We start from the raw sequence: 20586 nt of genomic DNA, 5'->3' as shown, positions 1-20586 counted from the left end.
TTTTTGTTTCTGGCAGCATTTAAGTCATTGTATTCACTTTTGCAATGAGTTCTTCGTTGTCAAAATCATCTACGTTGATAGTACGAAGGCGGCCGGCTTCGGCTCTGGTAAGTAACTCAGCTTCTTCTTCGTCAATAATACCGTCTGACAATGCTGCATCAGCCAGTTTATCCAGACCGGTAAAGGGAAGACGGGCTTTTCTGGCCTGACAAATTTTATCGAATACCGGCTCAGCAGCCAGCACGTCATCCAGTGTTTGCTCCAGATCGCCGAACAGACTGCCTTCCTCCCGCGTGAGGTACTGACCGTCACCGAGTCGTGTACGCACTGTGCCGGGCGTTTGCAGAATGGTTGCGATCTGGTGTTCCAGTTTGTCATCGGGACGTTTACAACGGCGGCCAAAGGGTAAAATCAATACTCTTAATGCCACAGCCATTGCTTTGTTCGGGAAGTTACTGATAAAGGTATCCAGTGCTTCTTCAATGTCGAACAATGTGTTTTGCAGTGCCCAGTGCATCAGGGGAGCATCTTCCTGTAACCGGCCTTCTTCATCAAAACGTTTCAGCGTCGCGCTTGCCAGATACAAGCCACTGAGAATATCCCCCAGTCGTGCAGATAAACGCTCTTTGCGCTTAAGCTCACCACCAAGCAGACCCATTGACACGTCAGTCAGAAATGCCAGGTTAGCACTGTAACCCTGGAGTAACTGGTAATAACGGCCGGTGTCGTCATTAAATGGCGTGCGGTGAAATAAACCACCGGTGAGTGAGAACCACAGGCTTCTTACTTTATTTGCAGCGGCGAATCCCAGGTGACCAAATACCGCTTTATCAAATTCCCGGAGTTGTTCAGATTTATCCGACATTGCCGCAGCCTGAATTTCAGACAGTACGTACGGGTGACAACGCATGGCGCCCTGACCGAAAATCATCATATTACGGGTAAGAATATTGGCACCTTCCACGGTAATGGAAATGGGCGCGCCCTGATAACCCCGGCCAAGATAATTATTAGGCCCGAGCATAATGCCCTTACCACCGTGAATATCCATGGCGTCGTTTATGACCTGGCGCATTTTCTCCGTCAGGTGATATTTGCTGATGGCAGATATCACGGACGGCTTTTCGCCCAAATCCACACCTACAGTGGAGAACCGGGTGACGGCATCCATCAGGTAAGCATTACCACCGATACGGGCGAGCATTTCTTCCACACCTTCCATATGACCAACAGGAATACGGAACTGACGGCGTATGCGGGCATAAGCACCGGTTGCCAGTGCCACTGATTTTGCACCGCCTGCGCCGGTAGAGGGCAGGGTAATGCAACGACCTACTGATAAACACTCCATCAGCATGCGCCAACCTTTTCCCGCCATTTTCGGTCCACCGATAATGAAGTCCAGTGGCACAAATACGTCTTCACCTTTTAGCGGCCCGTTCTGAAAGGGGGTATTCAGCGGGAAATGACGACGGCCAATTTCCAGTCCTTTCGTGTCTCTTGGGATCAGAGCACAGGTAATGCCTGCGGTTGTCTGACCTTCCAACAGCCCTTCAGGATCTTCCAGCTTAAATGCCAGTCCGATAACCGTTGCCACCGGTGCGAGAGTGATATAGCGCTTATTAAAATTAAGACGCATGCCCAGAATTTCTTTTCCTTCCCATTCACCACGACAAACGACGCCGGTATCGGGAATGGCGCCTGCATCAGAACCTGCTTCAGGGCCGGTAAGCGCAAAACAGGGAATTTCTTCTCCGTTAGCCAGCCGGGGAAGATAATAATCCTGCTGTTCTTTAGTGCCGTAATGTTGCAGCAATTCGCCCGGACCAAGAGAATTCGGAACGCCTACCGTGCTGGATAACACTGCAGAGCAACCCGCCAGTTTCTGCAACACTCTCGATTGTGCGTAGGCTGAAAATTGCAAACCACCATATTTTTTCTTAATGATCATGGCGAAGAATTTATGCTCTTTCAGATAGGCCCAGATTTCCGGCGGCAGATCAGCGTTCTGATGATTAATTTGCCACTCATCAACCATATGGCATACACGGTCTACGGGACCATCAAGAAATGCTTTTTCTTCCGCGGTCAGACGGCCTTTAGGAATTGCATGGAGTTTGTTCCAGTCAGGTTTGCCGGAGAACAACTCGCCGTCCCACCAGACTGTACCGGCATCAATGGCTTCCTGTTCTGTGGCGGACATTTCCGGACTGACTTTTTTGTAAAAAGCGAGCAGGCGTGACGAAATGAATTTTCTGCGTACGTCCGGCATAGATAGCGGAACAGCAATGATAAGGAAGAGTAGCCAGCTGAAGAAACCGATACTTCCGGTGATTGTGCCAAGCACCATAATGCCCGCCAGTAAAGACACGGTAGACGTTAAGCTCATACGCTTATACGCGGCTACACAAACGGCCACCATGAATATGATAAACCACGCGAGTTCACCCATACATTGCTCCTTAACAGTATGAAATAAGCTGAATCAGTAAGTTGGACTGAGGTCAGACCAGAGTATGATGCTAAAACTAATGTCTGTCACATCAAAGGTCAAGAAAGAGAACACAAAAATTTTACAACTTAGCGTAGATTAAAGATGACGGTAAGCACTGAGCTTGATATCACCCTGTTCATCACCGTCTTTAAATTGCTGCAGGCGGACCAGATTATAATCCAGAGCGGGGGCGAACCAGGCAAATGTTTCCCGGCTGCTATTATTGTCGCGAAGAATTTTTACCTTAATAGTGTCAAGTTCGCCGTAAGGCAGTGACAGTTTTTCTTCACCGGTGACTTCAATACCATAATTTTTCCGTTCACCACGGTAGTTAATGAAATCATAAGACAGGGTTGTTTTGCCTGCGGCCAGTTGTCTGGCGAGATCAATACGGTAAAGTTGATTATCGGTTTCTCCCTGCCATGGCAGAGTCTCACTACCTTCGATTTCTATCTGCTTGTCAGGGAAACTGGCAAACTTAACCGAAAGCTGTTTATCGGGTCCGGTACCCGTGCGCTTATAGTAGTAGGAGAAAGGCAGAATTGTATCTTCCGAGGCAAAAAACACGGAGTGTTCAAAACGTTCGTCAGATAAGAAGAATTTGGAAACGTCTGAAGAATAGGTGAGGGAGTATTGTTCGTCGCTCAGATATTCAAGCTTGATTTTGGCTTCACCCACATCATCACCCCATTTATAAGCGGTATATTGCGCTTCAAAAGGAGTAATAACAGGTTTGTCTTCTGCAGATGCCGGTACAGAAACCAGCATCAACAAAAGTGACAGCAGAAACCCTGCCGGTTTAGTCGTTGGCGTAACCTTCCGGCGGAAGAATTTTATCATCAAGCACAGCCTTATTATCTTTCATTGTCAGACGACCGGCGACAAACCACTTCAACACTAACGGATAAATCCGGCGTTCCTGTTCCTGAACCCGTTCAGCCAGTTCATCTGCGGTATCATCTTCAAATACCGGTACACGACTCTGGATGATTACCGGACCACCGTCCAGTTCAGGAGTCACAAAATGCACACTGACACCGTGTTCTTTGTCGCCGTTATCAATCGCACGTTGATGGGTATGTAACCCTTTGTACTTTGGCAACAAAGACGGGTGGATGTTCAATAATTTACCGGAAAAATGTTCAACAAATTCAGGCGTAAGAATACGCATGAATCCGGCCAGTACTACGCCATCCGGGCTAAAACTATCAATCAAAGATTGCAGTTTTGCGTCAAACTCATCGCGGTCTGAAAAATCTTTATGATCCAGGCAATGTGCAGGGATGCCGGCTTTTCCGGCTCTTTCAAGGCCGAATACATCGGGGCGGTTTGAGATCACCGCCACAATTTCAGCCTGCAACTGACCGGCTTCGATACTGTCGATCATAGCCTGCAGATTAGACCCGTTACCGGAAATCAATACGCATAAGCGGGGTTTAGCGGTAGTCATTACTTAATTTCTACCTGTTCTTCATCGCCGTTGCGATCTTCAATATGACCCAGCAACCAGGCTTGCTCTCCGCCTTCATTCAGAATACGGACGGCTTCACCGGCATCGTTTTCATCGACAACGAGGATCAAACCAACGCCACAGTTGAAGGTACGGTACATTTCATGTTGCGTAACGTTACCGTTTTCCTGCAACCAGTTAAATACGACAGGCCATTGCCAGCTTGACTCATCTACTACAACTTTGGCGTTTTCAGGCAGTACACGGGGAATATTTTCCCAGAAACCGCCACCGGTGATGTGTGAGATGGCCTCTACTTTTACTTTTTCCAGCAGTGCCAGTACCGGCTTCACATAAATGCGGGTCGGGGCAAGAAGATGGTCGATAAGCGGCTTACCATCGAGGTCTGCATTCACATCTGCTTTGCTGACTTCAACGATTTTACGGACCAATGAGTAACCGTTTGAATGGGGGCCGGACGAAGCCAGAGCAATAATTTTCTGACCGGCTTTTACGCCGCTGCCGTCAATCACTTTATCAGCTTCTACAACACCTACGCAGAATCCGGCAATATCGTAATCGCCGTCGTGGTACATGCCGGGCATTTCTGCTGTTTCACCGCCAATGAGTGCACAGCCAGCCTGTTCGCAGCCTTCACCGATACCGGTAACCACGTCTGCAGCCACATCTACGTCCAGCTTTCCTGTAGCGTAATAGTCGAGGAAGAATAACGGCTCTGCACCCTGAACAATCAGATCGTTAACACACATAGCAACCAGGTCGATACCCACGCTGTCATGACGGTTGGCATCCATCGCTACGCGCAGTTTAGTTCCTACACCGTCGGTACCGGATACCAGTAACGGGCGTTTATACTTCGCAGGCAGTTCACATAACGCACCGAAACCACCAAGACCACCACGGACTTCCGGACGGGTTGTTTTTTTAGTAACAGATTTAATACGTTCAACCAGCTGATTTCCGGCATCAATGTCTACGCCTGCATCTTTATAACTAAGTGACTGTTTGTTTTCGCTCACGAGTATGGCCCTGGTGCGGTGAATGGAAAGACGCGGATTCTACCAGTAAGTTGCAGTAAGTCCAACAGGGTGCAGGCGGGAATTCGGCTGCTGATCTGTCCTGATGTTAATCTTTTACATTTTAGTGGTGAAATATTCCGGTAAATAACACACAATACGTTTTCGCATAGTCCAGGTACGGGTTTCACGGAGCGGCGTTAATTCTTCATGCTTTTTCAATTATCTTCCTTTTCTTTAGTGTTCATTGTTGTTTCTCTGTTTACCGGAGCTTTCTCAGGATCCGTTCAGGCCAGTACAGTGGTATTAGTTAACGAGGCCAGTGTGGCTGTATCCGATCAGTCATCATCGACCCAGAAAAAAGCGGCCCGTCAGGCACTGGAACAGGTAGTCATAAAAATTACCGGTCAGCGTGCAGCTACTTCAAACAGTGCAGTAAGGACCATGTTGTCTCAACCTGAACGGTATTTGCGGGCGTACCGCTTTGATGTGGTTAACGGTCAGTTGTCTTATGTCGCTGAGTTTGATTCCCAGGCAGTTATAAAGGTGATCAGGGAAGCCGGATTACCCGTCTGGGGGCAGCGCAGACCGGATACTTTATTGTGGCTTGCCACCGAAGATGAAAATGGAAACCGCCAGATCATCGATGACGGAGCTAAAGGACAGGTAAGCAGTCGTCTGCGTGAACTGGCTGTTGAAAGAGGCGTGCCTGTTGTGTTCCCGCTGATGGATTTAGATGACAGCGTGAATATTTCCGTTTTTGATGTTTGGGGACGGTTTGCCAGAACGTTGCAAACTGCTTCGGTCAGATATCAGCCTGATTACATTGTCGGCGCGCGGTTATATAAAGTAAAGATGAATGCTGTGCCTGACATTGAAGAGGAACAGCAAACCCGGGAGCAGGCATCAGCATTTCGCTATGACACCTACCGGCCTGCTTTTTCCAATAATGGTTTACAGGATTTGAATACCTACCTGGTGGATGATCTTGTGGAAGAAGCCCGTTCTCCGGCGTTCACCCGCAGCGAATTCGAAGCAATGTCACAAAAGCATACGCAAGGTGACTGGGCGCTTGACTGGGTAGTGATCAAAAATAACGACATTCAGTTCGGTACCCTTTATGCAGATGATGAAGACAGCCTTACCGCGTTGTTTTTTGAAGAATACAGCGATTATCTTGGCCAGCATTTTTCAGTCAGTAGCGGTGATGAACAAACAGAAGTGAATAACATTTCTATCTCTGTTGCCAATGTGGACTCGCTGGAAAACTACGTGCATGCCAGAGAATACATGGAACAGATGAGCATGGTGAGTCATGTGTCGCTGGTGAGTCAGAAAGGGTCTGTGGCGACGTTCTCGCTGTCGCTGTTGTCGCAAACCAGTGACTTTTTCAAACTGGTGAGCCTGGATTCAAAACTCAAGCCGGTGTCTGACGTGTCAGGTAACCCCCTTGACGGACTGAACTTTTACTGGAACGAATAACACAGCGCCTATGCAGTTACCTCTGGCGGTATCGTTACCTGATGATGAAACCTTCGCAAGCTTTGAGGCTGGTGAAAACAGCGGCCTTGCAGACTTTCTCTCTGCACTGAGCCAGAGTGGCAGCCGCTGGCGGGATAACATGGCATTCAGTTCGCTGGACAACAGTCCGCTGGCGGGTGTCGGTATTACCGGTGCTGCGGGGCGTGGCAAGAGTCATTTACTTTATGCCGTATGCCACCAACTTGCCTTTCATCAGACACGGCATATTTATTTAAACTTACGGGAATATGCTGACTGGACACCGGTGATCTTTGATGGCCTGGAGCGCCTGCCTTATGTGTGTCTGGACAATATAGATGCCATTGCCGGCATTGATGAGTGGGAAGAGGCGCTTTTTCATTTTATTAATCGTGTGGTAGACAATCATACGTCCATATTTATCTGGACCTCTTCCATCGGCCCGAACCATCCCGCTTTCAAATTACCTGACTTACGTTCACGTCTGAGCTGGGGTATTACCTGGCAACTGGCAGGCCTGACTGATAATGAACGTCTGAATGTGCTGAAAAAGCGCGCGGCGCAACGGGGTATGCGTTTTTCCGAACAGGCTCTGGCGTTTTTACTCACCCATTGTGACCGTGATTTACCGGCGTTGCTTGCTATGCTCGACCGGCTGGACACCCGCTCTTTGCAGGAACAGAAGAAACTGTCTGTGGCTATGATTAAGCGGGAACTGGAAAAAGAATAACCTTTCTGTGTGTCATGGTGTCTTTATTCCGTTTCTTCGAAGCGCTTCTTCTCTTCCTTCATGACATCTTTCAGTTTTTTAAGTCCGAGACCCAATTCCCGACCCCGTAATCTGGCAAACAGGCTGCAACCGGCAAACATGCCCGTGGCAAGTATCAGTTCCGTTATGGCATAACCCAGTTCCTGCGGTGCCGCGTAACCGGCTGTAATGCCGTGGATCACGTAAAACAGTACCACAAAGTTTGCCCAGGCGTGGGTATAGGGTTTGCCTGCAATGATGCCGCGAAGTGGCAGGAGTAAAGGCAAAATATAAACTATGGCGATGAAGAGCGTGCCGTAGACCCTTTCTTCAACCAATACAAATTGCCACAAGGTTACCCAGGCGAGTAATCCGAGATAACTGAGTAACGCCAGCCAGCGTGCTTTTTTAGTTGCCGGTGCCATTTCTGTCATGATGCCTTCCGTGCTAATTGCCGTGCCAGTTCCCCGAGACGCTTTCCCTGAGCAAAAGCCAGCGCTGATTCATCAGCAGTCAGTTTAACGTCACTGTGGCCTGACACATGTCCGGCGCCATAAGGCGAGCCACCGGAAGTAGTATCGTGTAATTGTGATTCAGTGTAAGGAATACCACACAGCACCATGCCATGGTGGAGCAGGGGCAGCATCATGGTGAGCAGGGTAGACTCCTGTCCGCCATGCATGCTGCCTCCGGAGGTGAATACACAGGCAGGTTTATCAATCAGTACGCCTTTCAGCCATTCCTGAGAAGTACTGTCGAGGAAATGTTTAAGCGGAGCGGCCATATTTCCGAACCTGACCGGACTCCCCAGTGCCAGACCGGAACATTCTGTCAGATCAGAACGGGTAACGAAGGGCGCGCCTGCTTCGGGAACATCCGGCCATGGTGTCATATATTCAGGGATAGCCGGCACGGTACGCACCCGTGCTTCGACTCCTGTACTTTCAATGCCTCTGGCGATATGTGTTGCCAGTTGCCGGGTTGTCCCGTTTCTTGAGTAATACAACACCAGTACCGGTGACATCAGAGTATGTCCAGAACACTTTCAGGTGGACGACCTATGCGAGCCTTATCACCTTTAATGACCACCGGACGCTCAATTAACTTCGGAACAGAAACCATGGCATCGAATAATTGTTCGTCGGTAACAGAGCTCTCACCTAATCCCAGCTCTTTATATTCAGCTTCTTTTGTCCGCATCATGTCACGGGGGGACGAAACACTCAGCTTTGTAGCAATGGCTTCAAGCTGTTCCCGGGTTAACGGGTGTTTAAGGTATTCGGTGACTTCAACATCAATACCCTTTTCCTGTAATAAAGTGAGGGTCTGGCGACTTTTGGAGCAACGGGGGTTATGAAGTATTTGTACTGAAGACATAGGCTTTTTATTCAATGTGTTATAAATTTCACTGAGATGAATTCTAACAAGTATTAATGTAAGAATAATATGACCGGACGCAATTAATCATGAAAAAATCATTAATGATTGTCAGTGCGGCTGTGGTTGCACTGATTGCCGGCTGGCAATTTCAGCAATATACCCGCGGAGATGGCGTTACACTTTCGGGACAGCCGGTTCGCTGGGCAGACAATGGCGGAGAATGGCATATCATCAACTTTTTCGCACCCTGGTGTTCTCCCTGTTTACGGGAGATCCCGGCCCTGAACAGGCTGAATAATCGCCTGCCTGACCATGTGAAGATAACCGGTGTCAGTTTTGATGACAAAAATGAGCAGGAACTGCGTGCCTTAACACAACAGCTAAATATTGAGTTTGCTGTGATAAACACCGCGAAAGAAACCATTTTTCCCATGCCGTATCCGGACTATCTGCCGGCAACGTATCTGATTTCACCGGATGGCGAGGTTGTGAAAGCGTTATACGGTGAGCAGGACAATGATTCCCTTGACGGGTTAATTCAGTATACAAACGCGGAGGCGGGTACCTCCGCTTACTGAATTAAGGGCGGCATTTACAGTCGTTTCAACCGCTCTTCCTCGTCCCGCAGTTGCTTGATCCTTGCGCGGATCCGCTGCTTGTCAAGGTGCTTGTCGGCAGTAAAGTTATAAGCAAACTGTAATTCATCCACAGCGCGGCGGTAAGCACCGTTTAGTGCCATCACTTCTGCTTTACTTTGATGCATGCCCTGAAAATCTTTGTTGTTTTTATATGCTTCAGTGAGTAACTGCCAGGCGATTTCATAATCAGGATGCACCAGCAACAAGTCTTTCAGTAGCTGAACAGCTTTGTCATTTTCATTGGCGGCAATAAGGGCATTGGCCTGATTCAATGCCAGTACCTGATTGCGTGGTGTTAATTGCAGGTGCGGTGCCAGACGTTCTGTTGCTTCCTGCGGTTTACCCATTGCAAGAGAAAGATCAGTGGCTGCATCAAGGTAAAACAGATTATCCGGGTCTTCATTGAGTAATGTATCGATCACCTTAGCAGCTTCCGGAATCTTCTCATTGCGCATGAGTGCCAGCGCAAGACCATACATTGCCGCTTCACGGACTACATATTTCTTACGGTCCACCGCATCCTGGTAGTATTCCAGGCTGTATTTTTTATTGAACGTGTACCTGGACATCACTCTGGCCTTTGCCAGATGAAAAGAAATACTTTCTCTTAACCGCACAGGTGGAAAATCACCGGCTCTGGCGCGGGCATCGGCAACACGCGTTTCCGTTAATGGGTGAGAAAGCAATCTTGCAGGCGGACGGGATACCATGCGGTATTGTTCCAGCAAGGTTGAGAAGAAGCTGGCTGCCGCGTCAGGATCAAATCCGGCACGGTATAACATGCCTATCCCGATCCGGTCAGCTTCCTGTTCATTAGAACGGGTATAATCAATCTGCATTTGCGCTGAAGCGGCCTGACCGGCGGAAATGGCTGCCATACCGGCCTGAGGATCTGCCATCGCCAGTAAAACACCGCCTAATATACTGGCAATGGCCAGTGGCGTAGCACGCTGTTGTGCCTGCATGTGGCGGGCAAGGTGACGCTGGGTAACGTGAGAGATTTCGTGGGCCAGCACTGACGCAAGCTCACTTTCGTTTTTCGCATTATGAATAAGGCCGGTATGCACACCAATGTGGCCGCCAAAGAAAGCAAAGGCGTTAATGGCATCGTTGTTGACCCAGAAGAATTCAAAAGGAAACTTGGTGTTGTCGGCATGAACAACAAGGCGGTTACCCAGATCCTGCAAATACTCATCCAGCACCGGGTCGCCGATAATCGGGGCCCCACCGCGCATTTGCCGCATAACGGCATCGCCAATCAACATCTCTTTGTCAAGGGAAAGGGCGTCGGACGCTACCACACCTATTTCCGGTAACGTATTACGATCGCTGTATTTACTGGTTTGTGCGATGGCAGAAAAACTCATTGCCAGCAAACACAAGCCTATTTTAATTCCGTTTCGCGCTAAATATCTCATTGAACCTGTTACTGTTGAGTACCACTGAAGCGTTTACAGATAGAGTGGCAAACTCCATGATTAGTTTCATTTTTCCATCGCATTATTTTAGCATTGTGCCGTACAATACAGGCGATTGCTATATCGCTTCATGCATAATGTAGCCCGGAAGTTTTCATTTAGCCTGTAATACCGCGGAATCCGGGTTGCAGAGCGGTCAGTGATTCTCCTATGATGCATTTTTTTTCCGTTCCGACTGAGCAGAATTTATGAGTTTAATCAGTGTATTCGGCCGCTGGTACCGCCGGAAGTTCTCTGACCCCGATGCAGCCATGTTGCTGATCTTAATCCTGTTGACGGCAACTGTGTTCGTCTTCTGGGGTGGGCTTATCATGCCTGTTCTGGTGGCAGCTGTGATTGCTTATCTGCTGGACTGGCCGGTGAACCGGCTGGTAAATATTGGTGTCAGCAGGACCATTTCCTGCAGCGTTGTGATGCTGGCGTTTGTTGCTGTCACCATACTGATGATTGTCGGCTTGTTACCTACTGTGAGCCGTCAGAGCGTGAATCTGATTCAGGAAACGCCGCTAATCTGGCAAAACGCACAGGACTGGATCCTGCGGTTACCGGATAAGTATCCTGACTATGTACAGGTTTATCAAATTCAGCAGATGATGGAGAGTCTCAATGATCATCTGGTGGATTTGGGACAGCAACTTTTGTCAGCGTCTGTCAGTTCAATCGGTAATGTTGCAGCGTTACTGGTATATATGATTCTGGTGCCGTTGATGGTGTTCTTCATGCTGAAAGACAAATTGTTTTTTCTTGATGGCATTTCGTCATTGTTACCGAAAGAGCGCCGGTTGATTACGCAGGTCGGGCATGAAATGAATACCCAGATAGCAAATTATATCCGCGGCAAAGTTATCGAAATTCTGATAGTGGGATCTGTATCCTGCGTTGTCTTTGCTCTGATGGACTTGCGCTATGCCATTCTGCTCGGCGTACTGGTTGGCTTGTCAGTGCTTATCCCCTATATCGGTGCAGCCGTTGTCACCATTCCGGTGGCTGTTGTGGCATTGTTTCAGTGGGGTCTGACCCCTGATTTCTGGTATCTGATGATTGCCTACGGCATTATCCAGGCACTGGACGGTAACTTACTGGTACCACTTTTGTTCTCCGAAGCGGTGAGCTTACATCCTCTTTATATCATCGTGGCGGTACTATTCTTCGGTGGATTGTGGGGGTTCTGGGGAGTGTTTTTCGCCATCCCGCTGGCAACACTTGTCAAAGCGCTGATAACAGCATGGTCCGGCGGACCGGATGAACCGCCGCCCTGTAACACTTAAACACTTATTGACGGAACGTCCGAACGAAAAAGCCCTGTTCTGACAGGGCTTTTTGCTTTGTGAACGACGGGGTAAACCGGGTTATCAACCAGCCTGATTCAGATAATCCAGTACAACCTGATGATGGTCTTTGGTTTTAAACTTATTAAACACGTGTTCAACAGCACCGTTTTCATCGATAAGAAAGCTTAAACGATGAATGCCGTCATATTCTTTGCCCATGAATTTTTTTGGACCCCAGACGCCAAAAGCATCAGCCACAGCGTGGTCTTCGTCCGAGAGCAGGGTGAAGTTCAGGTTTTCTTTCTCAATGAACTTTGGCAGGCGTTTAACTGCGTCCGGACTGATCCCCAGTACCACAACATTGAGAGTATCCAGTGATGTTTTGCTGTCGCGAAGGTTCTGTGCCTGCACGGTACAGCCCGGTGTCATTGCTTTAGGGTAAAAATACACCAGCACTTTCTTACCGGCAAAATCTGCCAGATTAACGGCTTCGCCATTTTGATCCGGCAGGGTAAATGCCGGTGCTTTATCACCTGCTTTTAAGGTGTTCATAATTCTCCTTTATTTTTGTCTATAATCTTGCCACTCAGATTCAGGGAACCGAACAGGGCATCAGCCTCAGAACGAAGCTGCGTGATATCAACGGAATCCGGCGTACTGACAACAAATTTGCAGCGCATCATTTCTTTACCGGTTTTTTTATCTTTAAAGGTGCGCTGACGAAACGCACTGATGGAGACGTGCCGTTTCGCAAAAAAGCCGGTTACCGACTTCAGCAGGCCATGACTGTCTTCGCCGCTGAACTCCACATCGTAAAGATAATCTAAATTTTGTTTCTCATGATGGCTGGTTCGCTTCATCATAGAAAGCAGGCCGAACTTCTGACACATGGGGGGAATAGCCAGCTCCGCCCGTGTTATTGCCTGATGGGAACCTTCGATGATCATGGTCAGGGAAAATTCTTTCCCGTATATCGCCTGCCTGCTGTCGAGAATATTGCATTGTGCTTCCGACACGGTGCCGGCAATTTCGCTCAGCATGCCGCTCTTGTCGGTACCCAAAATCGTGACTATTAACTGATGATTCATGTCATTACTTATAAAACCGGAGCCACATTTATACTAACACATCAGGATTTTTTGATGCCACGTTCCGGTATCATAAAGTGAGCTTAAGCACCGTGTCAGTTCGAAAAACAGTCTGATGTAAGGGTTTTATCCCCAATTTTTGACGGAATAGTGATTATTTAGAATAAGGTTGTCGATTAACGTCTAAAAAGCCCTTGCGATAACTTGTTTTTAAGGCTGTACCTCATTACCATGTGCGCTCACAAAACGCGGGAGATAATATGTTTAAAGGCAGTTACGTTGCACTTGTCACACCCATGACCAACGCGGGTGACATTGATTACCCTGCACTTGAGAAACTTATTGAGTTTCATATAGAGCAGGGCACACACGGTATTGTTTCTGTAGGAACAACCGGTGAATCCGCCACATTGCCTTTTGAAGAACATATTGAAGTGGTCAAACAGACCGTTGCTATGACAGCAGGGCGTATTCCTGTGATTGCCGGCAGCGGCGCAAACGCAACGGATGAAGCCATCTTCCTTAGTGAACAGATGGCCGGTTTAGGTATCGATGGTTTTCTTAGCGTTGTACCGTATTACAATAAGCCGCAACAACGGGGTATGGTTGCACACTTTAAAGCAGTCGCTGATGCGACTGATTTACCTGTTTTGCTTTATAATGTACCCGGCAGAACCGTTGCGGACATGTTACCCGGGACAGTGGCAGAACTGGCCACGCACAAAAACATTGTCGGTCTGAAAGATGCAACCGGCAGTATTGAACGTCTCAAAGCCACGCAGAAACTGGTGCCTGAAGATTTTCTGTTGCTTAGCGGAGACGACGGTACCAGTGCAGAATTTTTATGTCAGGGCGGACACGGCGTTATTTCAGTAACGGCTAACGTGGTACCCGGCGCAATTTCCAAAATGTGCGAAGCAGGCCTGGCCGGCAACGCTGAGGAATGTCGTCGTATTAATGCTACTATTGAAACCCTGCATAACGGCATGTTTATTGAACCAAATCCGGTAATGCCAAAGTGGGCGTTATACCGAATGGGGCTGATCAACAGTGCCGAATTACGATTACCGATGGTTTTACCGGAACTTGCGAGCCAAAAAGCACTCGAAGAACTATTACAAAAACACGCTTTGATTTCTGGTTAATAAGGAACACCGATGAAAAACACTCTGGCTTTGCTCAGTGGCTTATCTGTAATAGCCCTGACAGGTTGTTCAAGCCAACAGGATTATGAAACTGCATCGGGCAGTTATGACTACCTTGAAGTTTCCCAGCGGGCCTCTGTGAAAGTGCCTGAAGGCTTAGATTCGCCTGAATTTACATCTGATTATGATCTTCCGGAATTAAGTCAGAATGCGGACACCCGTCTCACCGGCCGTAAACTGACGATTCAGTCGCCGGCGCTTGTCCTGCCCCTTGTGGCGGGTTCTCACGTTGAAGAAGGCAAACAGGAAGCAACGGTCTGGTTCGATCAGGTAGATGACAGCAAGCCGCTGAATACCGCTATCTGGGATACGGTGCTGAGCTTTCTTGAGCAAAATCACATCGGTGTAGACAGCTTCGATAAAGAAAATGGCCGACTTGTTACTGACTGGGCCGTTGAAAAGACGACCGAAGAGTCAGCCTGGTATGACTGGAATGAGGATGAAACGTCAGAGGTTTCACGTCGCTTTGTTTTCACGATGGAACTAAAGCCTCACGGCCGGACTGCAGCGTTACGTGCTAAATTGCAGGATTTCAAATTTAATGGTGCAGATGGTGAAACCGTCACCATGGATTCCATTGACGCGATGAAAGAACGCAGAGAAGAAATCGGCATCCTGAACGAAGTACTGACTCATTACGAATACCAAATCAGGCTCGACGAGAGTAAACGTATTGCTGAAATCCGCAGTGGTCTTAATTTGGAAATGGGTTTTGACGCTAACGGTGATGCAGCCTACGTGGTTGATGCCAGACACGATATTGTATGGCCAAGAATGCTTCTGGTGTTACGCAACCTTGGTTTTGACGTAAAAGATTTAGACAGAACCACAGGCCTGTTATTTGTCACCTATAATGGTGAGGATAATGGTTGGTGGGGCAGCCTGTTTTCTGACGGTGAATCCCTTCTTGAAAAAGGTGATTATCGTTTGAAAGTGGTGCCGGCCGGCGAAAACAGAACGAGTGTGACCTTCATGGATAATGAGAGTCAGCCGTTTGAACCTAATCAGGTTGCCGACATGTACGAGCAATTTGCCCGTGTCATGACTCAGGACAATCTGGATATCTAATTTTTGAGACTGATGATGGAAAAGCGCGAAGAACTTTACCGCGGTAAAGCCAAAACTGTATACCTCACTGATGACAGCGAAAAACTCATCCTTGAGTTCAGAAATGATACGTCTGCATTTGACGGTGAAAAAATTGAACAGCTTGACCGTAAAGGTGAAGTGAATAACAAGTTCAATCATTTCATTATGACAAAGCTGGAAGAAGCCGGCATTGCCACACAAGTTGAGGCGTTGCTGTCAGACACCGATTCTCTGGTGAAAAAGTTGGATATGATTCCGGTAGAGTGCGTCGTTCGTAACGTTGCTGCAGGTTCACTGGTTCGTCGTCTGGGCGTTGAAGAAGGTTTGATGCTTAACGATTCTCCCATTTTTGAATTCTTCCTCAAAAATGATGCGCTGCATGATCCTATGGTTAATGACTATCACATCACTGCATTTGGCTGGGCAACTGAAGCGCAAATTGCAGAGATGAAACGTCTGACTTTTGCCGTTAACGATGTACTCAAAGATCTGTTCGATAAAGGCGGTATGATTCTGGTGGATTACAAACTGGAATTTGGTCTGGACAGTGAAGGCAACATTATTCTGGGTGATGAATTCAGTCCTGACGGTTGTCGCCTGTGGGACAAAGAAACCCGTAAGAAAATGGATAAAGACCGTTTCCGTCAGGGCTTAGGTTCTGTAGTAGAAACATACATTGAAGTGGCTGACCGTTTGGGCTTAAAGCTCTAAAGTCGTCTCTTTTCGAAAAGCACCTGCGGGTGCTTTTTTTGTGTCCGGTGTTTACCGGACCGGAGTAACCGGATCTCAAGTACCATTGTAATTGCTCCTTTGTCGTGGGAAGGTGAACAAAATAAAAGGAGCGATTCATGCCTGTATCTGCGTTGTTGTACGCTTGCTTAGCCATGGTGGCTTTTGCTGCTAATTCCCTTTTGTGCCGGATGGCGCTGGTAGAGACTGATATCGGGCCGGCTTCTTTCACACTCGTAAGGTTGCTCAGCGGTGCTGTGGTGCTGAGTTTGCTTATCCAATTGAAAGGGCATCATCCTGCGAAACAGGGATGCTGGGCAGGGGCTGTCGCATTATTCTGCTATGCAGCAGGTTTCTCTTTTGCCTATCAAAGCGTAACGACAGGCACCGGCGCTCTGTTGCTGTTTGGTGCTGTACAAATTTCAATGATCAGCATCGGCCTTTTAAGAGGCGAAAGATTCAGCTTTATTCAGACAGCCGGCTTTGTAGTAGCCTTTGCGGGTTTAGTTTATCTGGTACTGCCCGGCGTCACAGCCCCGCCGCTGCCCGCTGCGTTGCTGATGATCACTGCCGGTATCAGTTGGGGAGTGTATTCACTGTTAGGCAAAGGCGTAGCATCGCCACTTTTAATGACGACAGGAAATTTTGTCCGTACGACGCCGTTTATTGTCGCGCTGTTTATCTTTGTTGATGAGCCACTTTCACTTTCAGAAACAACTATCCGCTACGGTATTATCTATGGCGTATTGTCCGGTGCCATCGCATCGGGTTTGGGTTATGCCTTGTGGTACGCTGTACTCCCTAAAATAGCGGCGACTAATGCCGCCACTTTACAACTCAGTGTACCGGTAATTGCCATCTTGATGGGATGGGTATTTCTATCTGAAAGCCTTAACGTCAGAGTCATTATTGCCAGTGCTGCAATCATTGGTGGTATTGTACTGGTAATAAGAAAATGGCGCTGACCGGCAGATTTTATAAATTATACATCTTCACATCACCCGGTGAGCCGGTGTAACCATACGTAGCATAATTTGTATCTCCGATGAAATAAACGAAGTAAGGGTCGGTATATCCGGACAGATTCCCTGCCGCACTGCTTTTGAGATACGCACATACTTCAGCACTGGCGTCAGCGTAGTAAACAGTGTTCCAGCCTTTTGCGAGAGGTGAGTTGAAATCATTCATCACATTGACTGGCTGAGGGTCAGAAAATATCTGATCCCACACTTCTGCGCAACCGGCGCTGTTGCTGGTTGAGCCTGTCGGCCAGCCCTCAGAATTAAATGTGACCGGTTGTCCGTTTATGGAAATAGGGGATGTTTGTCTTATCTGATATTTGGTATGTAACAGTGTCAGGCCTGATTTAAAACCACCCATCATGGAGTGGGTGACAGCATCATCCGCATCACCGGAAAGGTCAATAAAGCGGGGGGCCGCAGTGACCGCAAGTATACCTAAGATCACAATTACGATGACCAGCTCAATCAGGGTAAATCCCTTTGTATTCAGGTTAGATTTCAACATGTTCTTTGCTACGGTTATTTCGTCAGGGTAATCCTGGATGAAAGAGTTTTATCCGGCAATAAATTTCTTATATTCACGGTTATGCTGTAAGGCATGCCGGTATTTAATCGAATAAGCATAGAATGATTTTTAAACTGCAACCAGGAATCTGTATCCGAGCTCCCTTATTCCGCTTGCTTCAGAAAAACTGGCATTTAAAAGGCTTTCTTACCGACGAAAAATCGCGGAAAATAGAGACCTTCCACTTCTGATCGGACCCGCTGGTCTGATTTACTAATACAGGGAACCGCCATGCCTAAGGCAAGTGAAATTAAAAAGAATAACACCATCATTTTTGACGGTAAGACATGTATTGTCAGAGATATTGACCGTTCTGTACCACAGGGCCGTGCAGGCGGCAGCATTTATCGTATGCGTATGTACGATGTGGTAAGCGGTGCAAAATATGATGAAACGTTTAAGGACTCTGACATGCTGGAAATGGCTGATTTAGTACGCCGTCCAGCAATGTTCTCTTACATCGACGGCGATGAATATGTATTCATGGATAAAGAAGATTACACGCCTTACCATCTGAATAAAGACAGTATTGCTGATGAAGCTTTGTTCATTAACGAAGAAACTGACGGTATTCAGGTCCTGGTTGTGAGCGAAGTGCCGGTAGCTCTTGATTTACCCATGAGTGTTGAACTGGAAGTGGTAGAAACTGACCCTTCCATTAAGGGAGCCTCTGCGACGTCCCGTACCAAACCGGCTACTTTGTCAACCGGTCTGGTTGTTCAGGTGCCGGAGTACATCAGTACCGGCGAGTGGATCAAAATCAACACCGAAGAACGTAAGTTTCAGAGCCGTGCCGATAAGCACTGACAGCATACGGTTCAGCAGCCATAAAACTCAGGTGGCTGTTGTCACCTCTTAATATTGTGTTATTTTTAACCAGTCCTGCAGGTATTGATTGCCCGCAGGATTAACATCAGTACACACTCAACTGCGTAAAAGGAAAGACATATGAAAATGACAAAACAACTCTCATCATTACTATGCATTGGTCTGTTTACCTGCGTTCTTGGCGCATGTAGCGAAGAAAAACAGGAACAGGCTGAAGACTCAATGACTAAAGCCAAAAGTGCCGCCAGCAGTGCATTTGATGATGCAAAAAATGCAGCATCTGATCTGGCAGATAAGACAGAGGAATTTGCTGAAGATGCAGCAGATAAGACGGAAGACTGGACTGACGATGCTAAAGATAAAGCAGAAGAGTGGGCCGACGATGCCGGTAATGCTATTGAAGACGGCTGTGAGAAAGTGAAAGATAAAATGGATCTGGAAGATAAGGATTGCTAAAGATTCATTCCTGATAATGCGTAAAGTCAGGTAAGTTAAAGCGGAACATCTATTTTGATGTTTGTTACCGGCTTACAGCAACAGGGCAGTATTTCATCGTCGTCAATAAAGGCGAGGGGGTCTGTGGTATATTCCACCGACCCTTCTATCAATTTAGTCCGGCAGGCTCCGCAGAAACCGTCGCGGCAATGATAATGACAAGCTACACCTGCGGATTCCAAAGATTCCAGCAGTGTTTTATCCGGTACGGCATCAACACACCCCGTATCGACAATATCGATACGAAGTGTGGATTCAGGTTTTCCCATTAACGGGGAAGGTAGGAATTACAATTCAAAATCGGCGAAGTCATCTTCGCTGACTGAAGAGTCAATCTGACCTACCAGATAGGAACTGATCTCTGATTCCTGAGGCGCAACCTGTACGTTATCTGAGTTCAGGTAGTTGTTCATCCACGGCAGTGGATTACTTTTCACTTCGTATGGTGCGTCAAAGCCAATAGCGGTCATACGCTGATTCGCGATGTATTCCACGTACTGACACAGAATTTCCTTATTCATACCGATCATTGAGCCGTTCTTGAACAGGTAATCAGCCCATTCCTTCTCCTGCTCAACAGCGCTGATGAAGATCTGGCGTGCCTCTTCATGGCACTCCGCGGCGATTTCTGCCATCTCAGGATCGTCCTTGCCTCTGGCCCACAGGTTCAGCACGTGCTGAGTAGAGGACAGGTGCAGGTTTTCATCACGGGCAATCAGACGGATAATTTTTGCGTTACCTTCCATCAGCTCACGCTCAGCAAACGCGAAGGTGCAGGCAAAGGACACATAGAAGCGAACCGCTTCCAGGGCATTAACTGAATTCATGCACAAGTACATTTTCTTCTTCAGAACACGCATGTTCACTTCGTACACTTCGCCGTCGACGGTATGAACGCCTTCACCTTGTGTCTGCCACAACTGTGTGTGGAAAATCAGATCATCGTAGTATCTAGAAATATCAGCAGCACGGAGCTTGATTTGCTCGTTAACCACGATGTCTTCAAAAATTGCACTTGGATCGGAAAACAGGTTACGAAGAATATGAGTGTAAGAACGGGAGTGAATCGTCTCAAAGAAAGACCAGGTTTCAATCCAGGTTTCCAGCTCCGGTAATGACACGATGGGCAGGAATGCAATATTCGGACTGCGGCCCTGAACGGAATCCAGCAAGGTTTGATATTTCAGGTTAGAAATAAAAATGTGCTGCTCAGGCTCTGTGAGTTTCTGGAAGTCTACACGGTCACGCGTAACGTCAACTTCTTCCGGTCGCCAGAAGAAACTGATTTGTTTTTCAATGAGTTTTTCGAAAATGCTGTGCTTCTGCTGATCGTAACGGGCTACGTTAACAGGATTACCGAAAAACATAGGCTCGACGAGAGGATTGACGCTTTGTTGATTAAACGTTGTGTATTTCATAACTGCGATAGTACTCAGAACAGATTTATCAGTTAAAAACGGAAGAAACCAGGGCAAGCCCTGGTTTATCGTTAAATTTTGTTATGCCCTGAGAAAAATGTAACAAATGAGTGGGTGGGTTGGTCTAAAGCTGCTCTAGAACCCTTATATA

Annotated in this window: 23 protein-coding genes; 10 read left to right on the top strand and 13 right to left on the bottom strand. The window is 47.6% G+C overall.

From position 1 onward, the window contains the following. Positions 1-19: 19 nt before the first annotated feature. From fadE to purM, 4 genes are all read right to left on the bottom strand, one after another. Complete coding sequence (fadE, locus tag J3369_RS11315; RefSeq protein WP_349586815.1) at positions 20-2452, bottom strand: acyl-CoA dehydrogenase FadE; 2433 nt, start codon at positions 2450-2452, stop codon at positions 20-22. A gap of 138 nt (positions 2453-2590) precedes the next feature. Next, positions 2591-3334 (bottom strand): DUF3108 domain-containing protein, encoded by a 744-nt coding sequence (locus J3369_RS11310; protein ID WP_349586813.1) that lies wholly within the window; start codon positions 3332-3334, stop codon positions 2591-2593. Then, positions 3294-3944: a phosphoribosylglycinamide formyltransferase gene (purN, locus tag J3369_RS11305; protein WP_349586810.1), complete on the bottom strand. Its 651-nt coding sequence runs from the start codon at positions 3942-3944 to the stop codon at positions 3294-3296. Before purN ends, J3369_RS11310 begins: the two co-directional genes overlap by 41 nt. Then, positions 3944-4984, bottom strand: coding sequence for a phosphoribosylformylglycinamidine cyclo-ligase (gene purM, locus J3369_RS11300; RefSeq protein ID WP_349586808.1), 1041 nt, complete (start codon positions 4982-4984; stop codon positions 3944-3946). The genes purN and purM overlap by 1 nt, the downstream gene beginning before the upstream one ends. Before the next feature lie 297 nt (positions 4985-5281). Here purM and J3369_RS11295 point away from each other — a divergent pair, with 297 nt between their 5' ends. Together J3369_RS11295 and hda are read left to right on the top strand one after the other, a co-directional pair. Then, positions 5282-6463, top strand: coding sequence for a DUF2066 domain-containing protein (locus tag J3369_RS11295; protein WP_349586805.1), 1182 nt, complete (start codon positions 5282-5284; stop codon positions 6461-6463). A gap of 10 nt (positions 6464-6473) precedes the next feature. Further along, positions 6474-7211: a DnaA regulatory inactivator Hda gene (gene hda / locus J3369_RS11290; protein WP_349586803.1), complete on the top strand. Its 738-nt coding sequence runs from the start codon at positions 6474-6476 to the stop codon at positions 7209-7211. A gap of 23 nt (positions 7212-7234) precedes the next feature. Here hda and J3369_RS11285 read toward each other — a convergent pair whose 3' ends face one another. The 3 genes from J3369_RS11285 to arsC are packed head-to-tail and all read right to left on the bottom strand — an operon-like array spanning position 7235 to position 8606. After that, the gene (locus J3369_RS11285) at positions 7235-7654 is read right to left on the bottom strand and encodes a DUF2069 domain-containing protein (protein WP_349587635.1); all 420 of its coding nucleotides are present in this window, start codon (positions 7652-7654) and stop codon (positions 7235-7237) included. Positions 7655-7659: 5 nt separating this feature from the next. Next, a complete protein-coding gene (gene wrbA, locus J3369_RS11280; RefSeq protein WP_349586801.1) occupies positions 7660-8253 on the bottom strand; it encodes an NAD(P)H:quinone oxidoreductase in 594 nt (197 codons plus the stop codon). After that, positions 8253-8606, bottom strand: a complete 354-nt coding sequence (gene arsC, locus J3369_RS11275; protein WP_349586799.1) for an arsenate reductase (glutaredoxin) — start codon at positions 8604-8606, stop codon at positions 8253-8255. Before arsC ends, wrbA begins: the two co-directional genes overlap by 1 nt. An 89-nt stretch (positions 8607-8695) precedes the next feature. On the opposite strand from arsC, the gene J3369_RS11270 reads away from it, so the two are divergent. Then, entirely contained in the window at positions 8696-9187 is a 492-nt protein-coding gene (locus J3369_RS11270; RefSeq protein WP_349586796.1) for a TlpA family protein disulfide reductase, read from the top strand. A gap of 14 nt (positions 9188-9201) precedes the next feature. Here J3369_RS11270 and bepA read toward each other — a convergent pair whose 3' ends face one another. Further along, complete coding sequence (bepA, locus tag J3369_RS11265; protein WP_349586794.1) at positions 9202-10665, bottom strand: beta-barrel assembly-enhancing protease; 1464 nt, start codon at positions 10663-10665, stop codon at positions 9202-9204. Positions 10666-10913: 248 nt separating this feature from the next. Here bepA and J3369_RS11260 point away from each other — a divergent pair, with 248 nt between their 5' ends. Next, complete coding sequence (locus J3369_RS11260; protein ID WP_119501444.1) at positions 10914-11993, top strand: AI-2E family transporter; 1080 nt, start codon at positions 10914-10916, stop codon at positions 11991-11993. Positions 11994-12077: 84 nt separating this feature from the next. Here J3369_RS11260 and bcp read toward each other — a convergent pair whose 3' ends face one another. Both bcp and J3369_RS11250 read right to left on the bottom strand, forming a co-directional pair. Further along, a complete protein-coding gene (bcp, locus tag J3369_RS11255) occupies positions 12078-12548 on the bottom strand; it encodes a thioredoxin-dependent thiol peroxidase (protein ID WP_349586791.1) in 471 nt (156 codons plus the stop codon). Then, positions 12545-13084, bottom strand: coding sequence for a glycine cleavage system transcriptional repressor (locus tag J3369_RS11250; RefSeq protein ID WP_119501442.1), 540 nt, complete (start codon positions 13082-13084; stop codon positions 12545-12547). The genes bcp and J3369_RS11250 overlap by 4 nt, the downstream gene beginning before the upstream one ends. 260 nt (positions 13085-13344) lie before the next feature. Here J3369_RS11250 and dapA point away from each other — a divergent pair, with 260 nt between their 5' ends. The 4 genes from dapA (at position 13345) to J3369_RS11230 (ending at position 17072) form a co-directional block, all read left to right on the top strand. Then, a complete protein-coding gene (gene dapA / locus J3369_RS11245) occupies positions 13345-14229 on the top strand; it encodes a 4-hydroxy-tetrahydrodipicolinate synthase (RefSeq protein ID WP_349586789.1) in 885 nt (294 codons plus the stop codon). A 12-nt stretch (positions 14230-14241) separates the two neighbouring features. Next, positions 14242-15357 (top strand): NlpB/DapX family lipoprotein, encoded by a 1116-nt coding sequence (bamC, locus tag J3369_RS11240; protein ID WP_349586787.1) that lies wholly within the window; start codon positions 14242-14244, stop codon positions 15355-15357. Positions 15358-15372: 15 nt separating this feature from the next. Then, positions 15373-16089, top strand: a complete 717-nt coding sequence (gene purC, locus J3369_RS11235) for a phosphoribosylaminoimidazolesuccinocarboxamide synthase (RefSeq protein ID WP_303574812.1) — start codon at positions 15373-15375, stop codon at positions 16087-16089. 137 nt (positions 16090-16226) lie between these two features. Continuing rightward, the gene (locus J3369_RS11230; RefSeq protein WP_349586784.1) at positions 16227-17072 is read left to right on the top strand and encodes a DMT family transporter; all 846 of its coding nucleotides are present in this window, start codon (positions 16227-16229) and stop codon (positions 17070-17072) included. Between the two features lie 10 nt (positions 17073-17082). Here J3369_RS11230 and J3369_RS11225 read toward each other — a convergent pair whose 3' ends face one another. After that, positions 17083-17634 (bottom strand): type II secretion system protein, encoded by a 552-nt coding sequence (locus J3369_RS11225; RefSeq protein ID WP_349586782.1) that lies wholly within the window; start codon positions 17632-17634, stop codon positions 17083-17085. 291 nt (positions 17635-17925) lie between these two features. Here J3369_RS11225 and efpL point away from each other — a divergent pair, with 291 nt between their 5' ends. Beyond that, positions 17926-18501 carry an elongation factor P-like protein EfpL gene (gene efpL / locus J3369_RS11220; protein ID WP_119501438.1) on the top strand — a complete coding sequence of 192 codons (576 nt, stop codon included), beginning with the start codon at positions 17926-17928 and terminating at the stop codon, positions 18499-18501. 141 nt (positions 18502-18642) lie between these two features. Continuing rightward, positions 18643-18978 (top strand): hypothetical protein, encoded by a 336-nt coding sequence (locus tag J3369_RS11215; RefSeq protein WP_303574718.1) that lies wholly within the window; start codon positions 18643-18645, stop codon positions 18976-18978. 35 nt (positions 18979-19013) lie between these two features. On the opposite strand, the gene yfaE is transcribed toward J3369_RS11215, so the two are convergent. Next, on the bottom strand, positions 19014-19286 hold the full coding sequence (yfaE, locus tag J3369_RS11210; RefSeq protein ID WP_303574717.1) for a class I ribonucleotide reductase maintenance protein YfaE: 273 nt from the start codon (positions 19284-19286) through the stop codon (positions 19014-19016). Positions 19287-19304: 18 nt separating this feature from the next. Then, entirely contained in the window at positions 19305-20435 is a 1131-nt protein-coding gene (gene nrdB, locus J3369_RS11205; protein WP_349586778.1) for a class Ia ribonucleoside-diphosphate reductase subunit beta, read from the bottom strand. Positions 20436-20586: the final 151 nt, after the last annotated feature.

The organism is Alteromonas sp. NFXS44 (assembly GCF_040148705.1).
GTDB lineage: Bacteria > Pseudomonadota > Gammaproteobacteria > Enterobacterales > Alteromonadaceae > Alteromonas.
The sequence above is the reverse complement of the archived record's forward strand: the minus strand, read 5'-3'. Positions and strand labels throughout refer to the sequence as shown.

What these genes read in the sequence shown, in the direction of transcription:
- fadE (WP_349586815.1), bottom strand. Translation starts at nt 2,452, where the DNA reads ATGGGTGAACTCGCGTGGTTTATCATATTCATGGTGGCCGTTTGTGTA.
- J3369_RS11310 (WP_349586813.1), bottom strand. Translation starts at nt 3,334, where the DNA reads ATGATAAAATTCTTCCGCCGGAAGGTTACGCCAACGACTAAACCGGCA.
- purN (WP_349586810.1), bottom strand. Translation starts at nt 3,944, where the DNA reads ATGACTACCGCTAAACCCCGCTTATGCGTATTGATTTCCGGTAACGGG.
- hda (WP_349586803.1), top strand. Translation starts at nt 6,474, where the DNA reads ATGCAGTTACCTCTGGCGGTATCGTTACCTGATGATGAAACCTTCGCA.
- J3369_RS11285 (WP_349587635.1), bottom strand. Translation starts at nt 7,654, where the DNA reads ATGGCACCGGCAACTAAAAAAGCACGCTGGCTGGCGTTACTCAGTTAT.
- wrbA (WP_349586801.1), bottom strand. Translation starts at nt 8,253, where the DNA reads ATGTCACCGGTACTGGTGTTGTATTACTCAAGAAACGGGACAACCCGG.
- arsC (WP_349586799.1), bottom strand. Translation starts at nt 8,606, where the DNA reads ATGTCTTCAGTACAAATACTTCATAACCCCCGTTGCTCCAAAAGTCGC.
- J3369_RS11270 (WP_349586796.1), top strand. Translation starts at nt 8,696, where the DNA reads ATGAAAAAATCATTAATGATTGTCAGTGCGGCTGTGGTTGCACTGATT.
- bepA (WP_349586794.1), bottom strand. Translation starts at nt 10,665, where the DNA reads ATGAGATATTTAGCGCGAAACGGAATTAAAATAGGCTTGTGTTTGCTG.
- J3369_RS11260 (WP_119501444.1), top strand. Translation starts at nt 10,914, where the DNA reads ATGAGTTTAATCAGTGTATTCGGCCGCTGGTACCGCCGGAAGTTCTCT.
- bcp (WP_349586791.1), bottom strand. Translation starts at nt 12,548, where the DNA reads ATGAACACCTTAAAAGCAGGTGATAAAGCACCGGCATTTACCCTGCCG.
- J3369_RS11250 (WP_119501442.1), bottom strand. Translation starts at nt 13,084, where the DNA reads ATGAATCATCAGTTAATAGTCACGATTTTGGGTACCGACAAGAGCGGC.
- dapA (WP_349586789.1), top strand. Translation starts at nt 13,345, where the DNA reads ATGTTTAAAGGCAGTTACGTTGCACTTGTCACACCCATGACCAACGCG.
- bamC (WP_349586787.1), top strand. Translation starts at nt 14,242, where the DNA reads ATGAAAAACACTCTGGCTTTGCTCAGTGGCTTATCTGTAATAGCCCTG.
- purC (WP_303574812.1), top strand. Translation starts at nt 15,373, where the DNA reads ATGGAAAAGCGCGAAGAACTTTACCGCGGTAAAGCCAAAACTGTATAC.
- J3369_RS11230 (WP_349586784.1), top strand. Translation starts at nt 16,227, where the DNA reads ATGCCTGTATCTGCGTTGTTGTACGCTTGCTTAGCCATGGTGGCTTTT.
- J3369_RS11225 (WP_349586782.1), bottom strand. Translation starts at nt 17,634, where the DNA reads ATGTTGAAATCTAACCTGAATACAAAGGGATTTACCCTGATTGAGCTG.
- efpL (WP_119501438.1), top strand. Translation starts at nt 17,926, where the DNA reads ATGCCTAAGGCAAGTGAAATTAAAAAGAATAACACCATCATTTTTGAC.
- J3369_RS11215 (WP_303574718.1), top strand. Translation starts at nt 18,643, where the DNA reads ATGAAAATGACAAAACAACTCTCATCATTACTATGCATTGGTCTGTTT.
- yfaE (WP_303574717.1), bottom strand. Translation starts at nt 19,286, where the DNA reads ATGGGAAAACCTGAATCCACACTTCGTATCGATATTGTCGATACGGGG.
- nrdB (WP_349586778.1), bottom strand. Translation starts at nt 20,435, where the DNA reads ATGAAATACACAACGTTTAATCAACAAAGCGTCAATCCTCTCGTCGAG.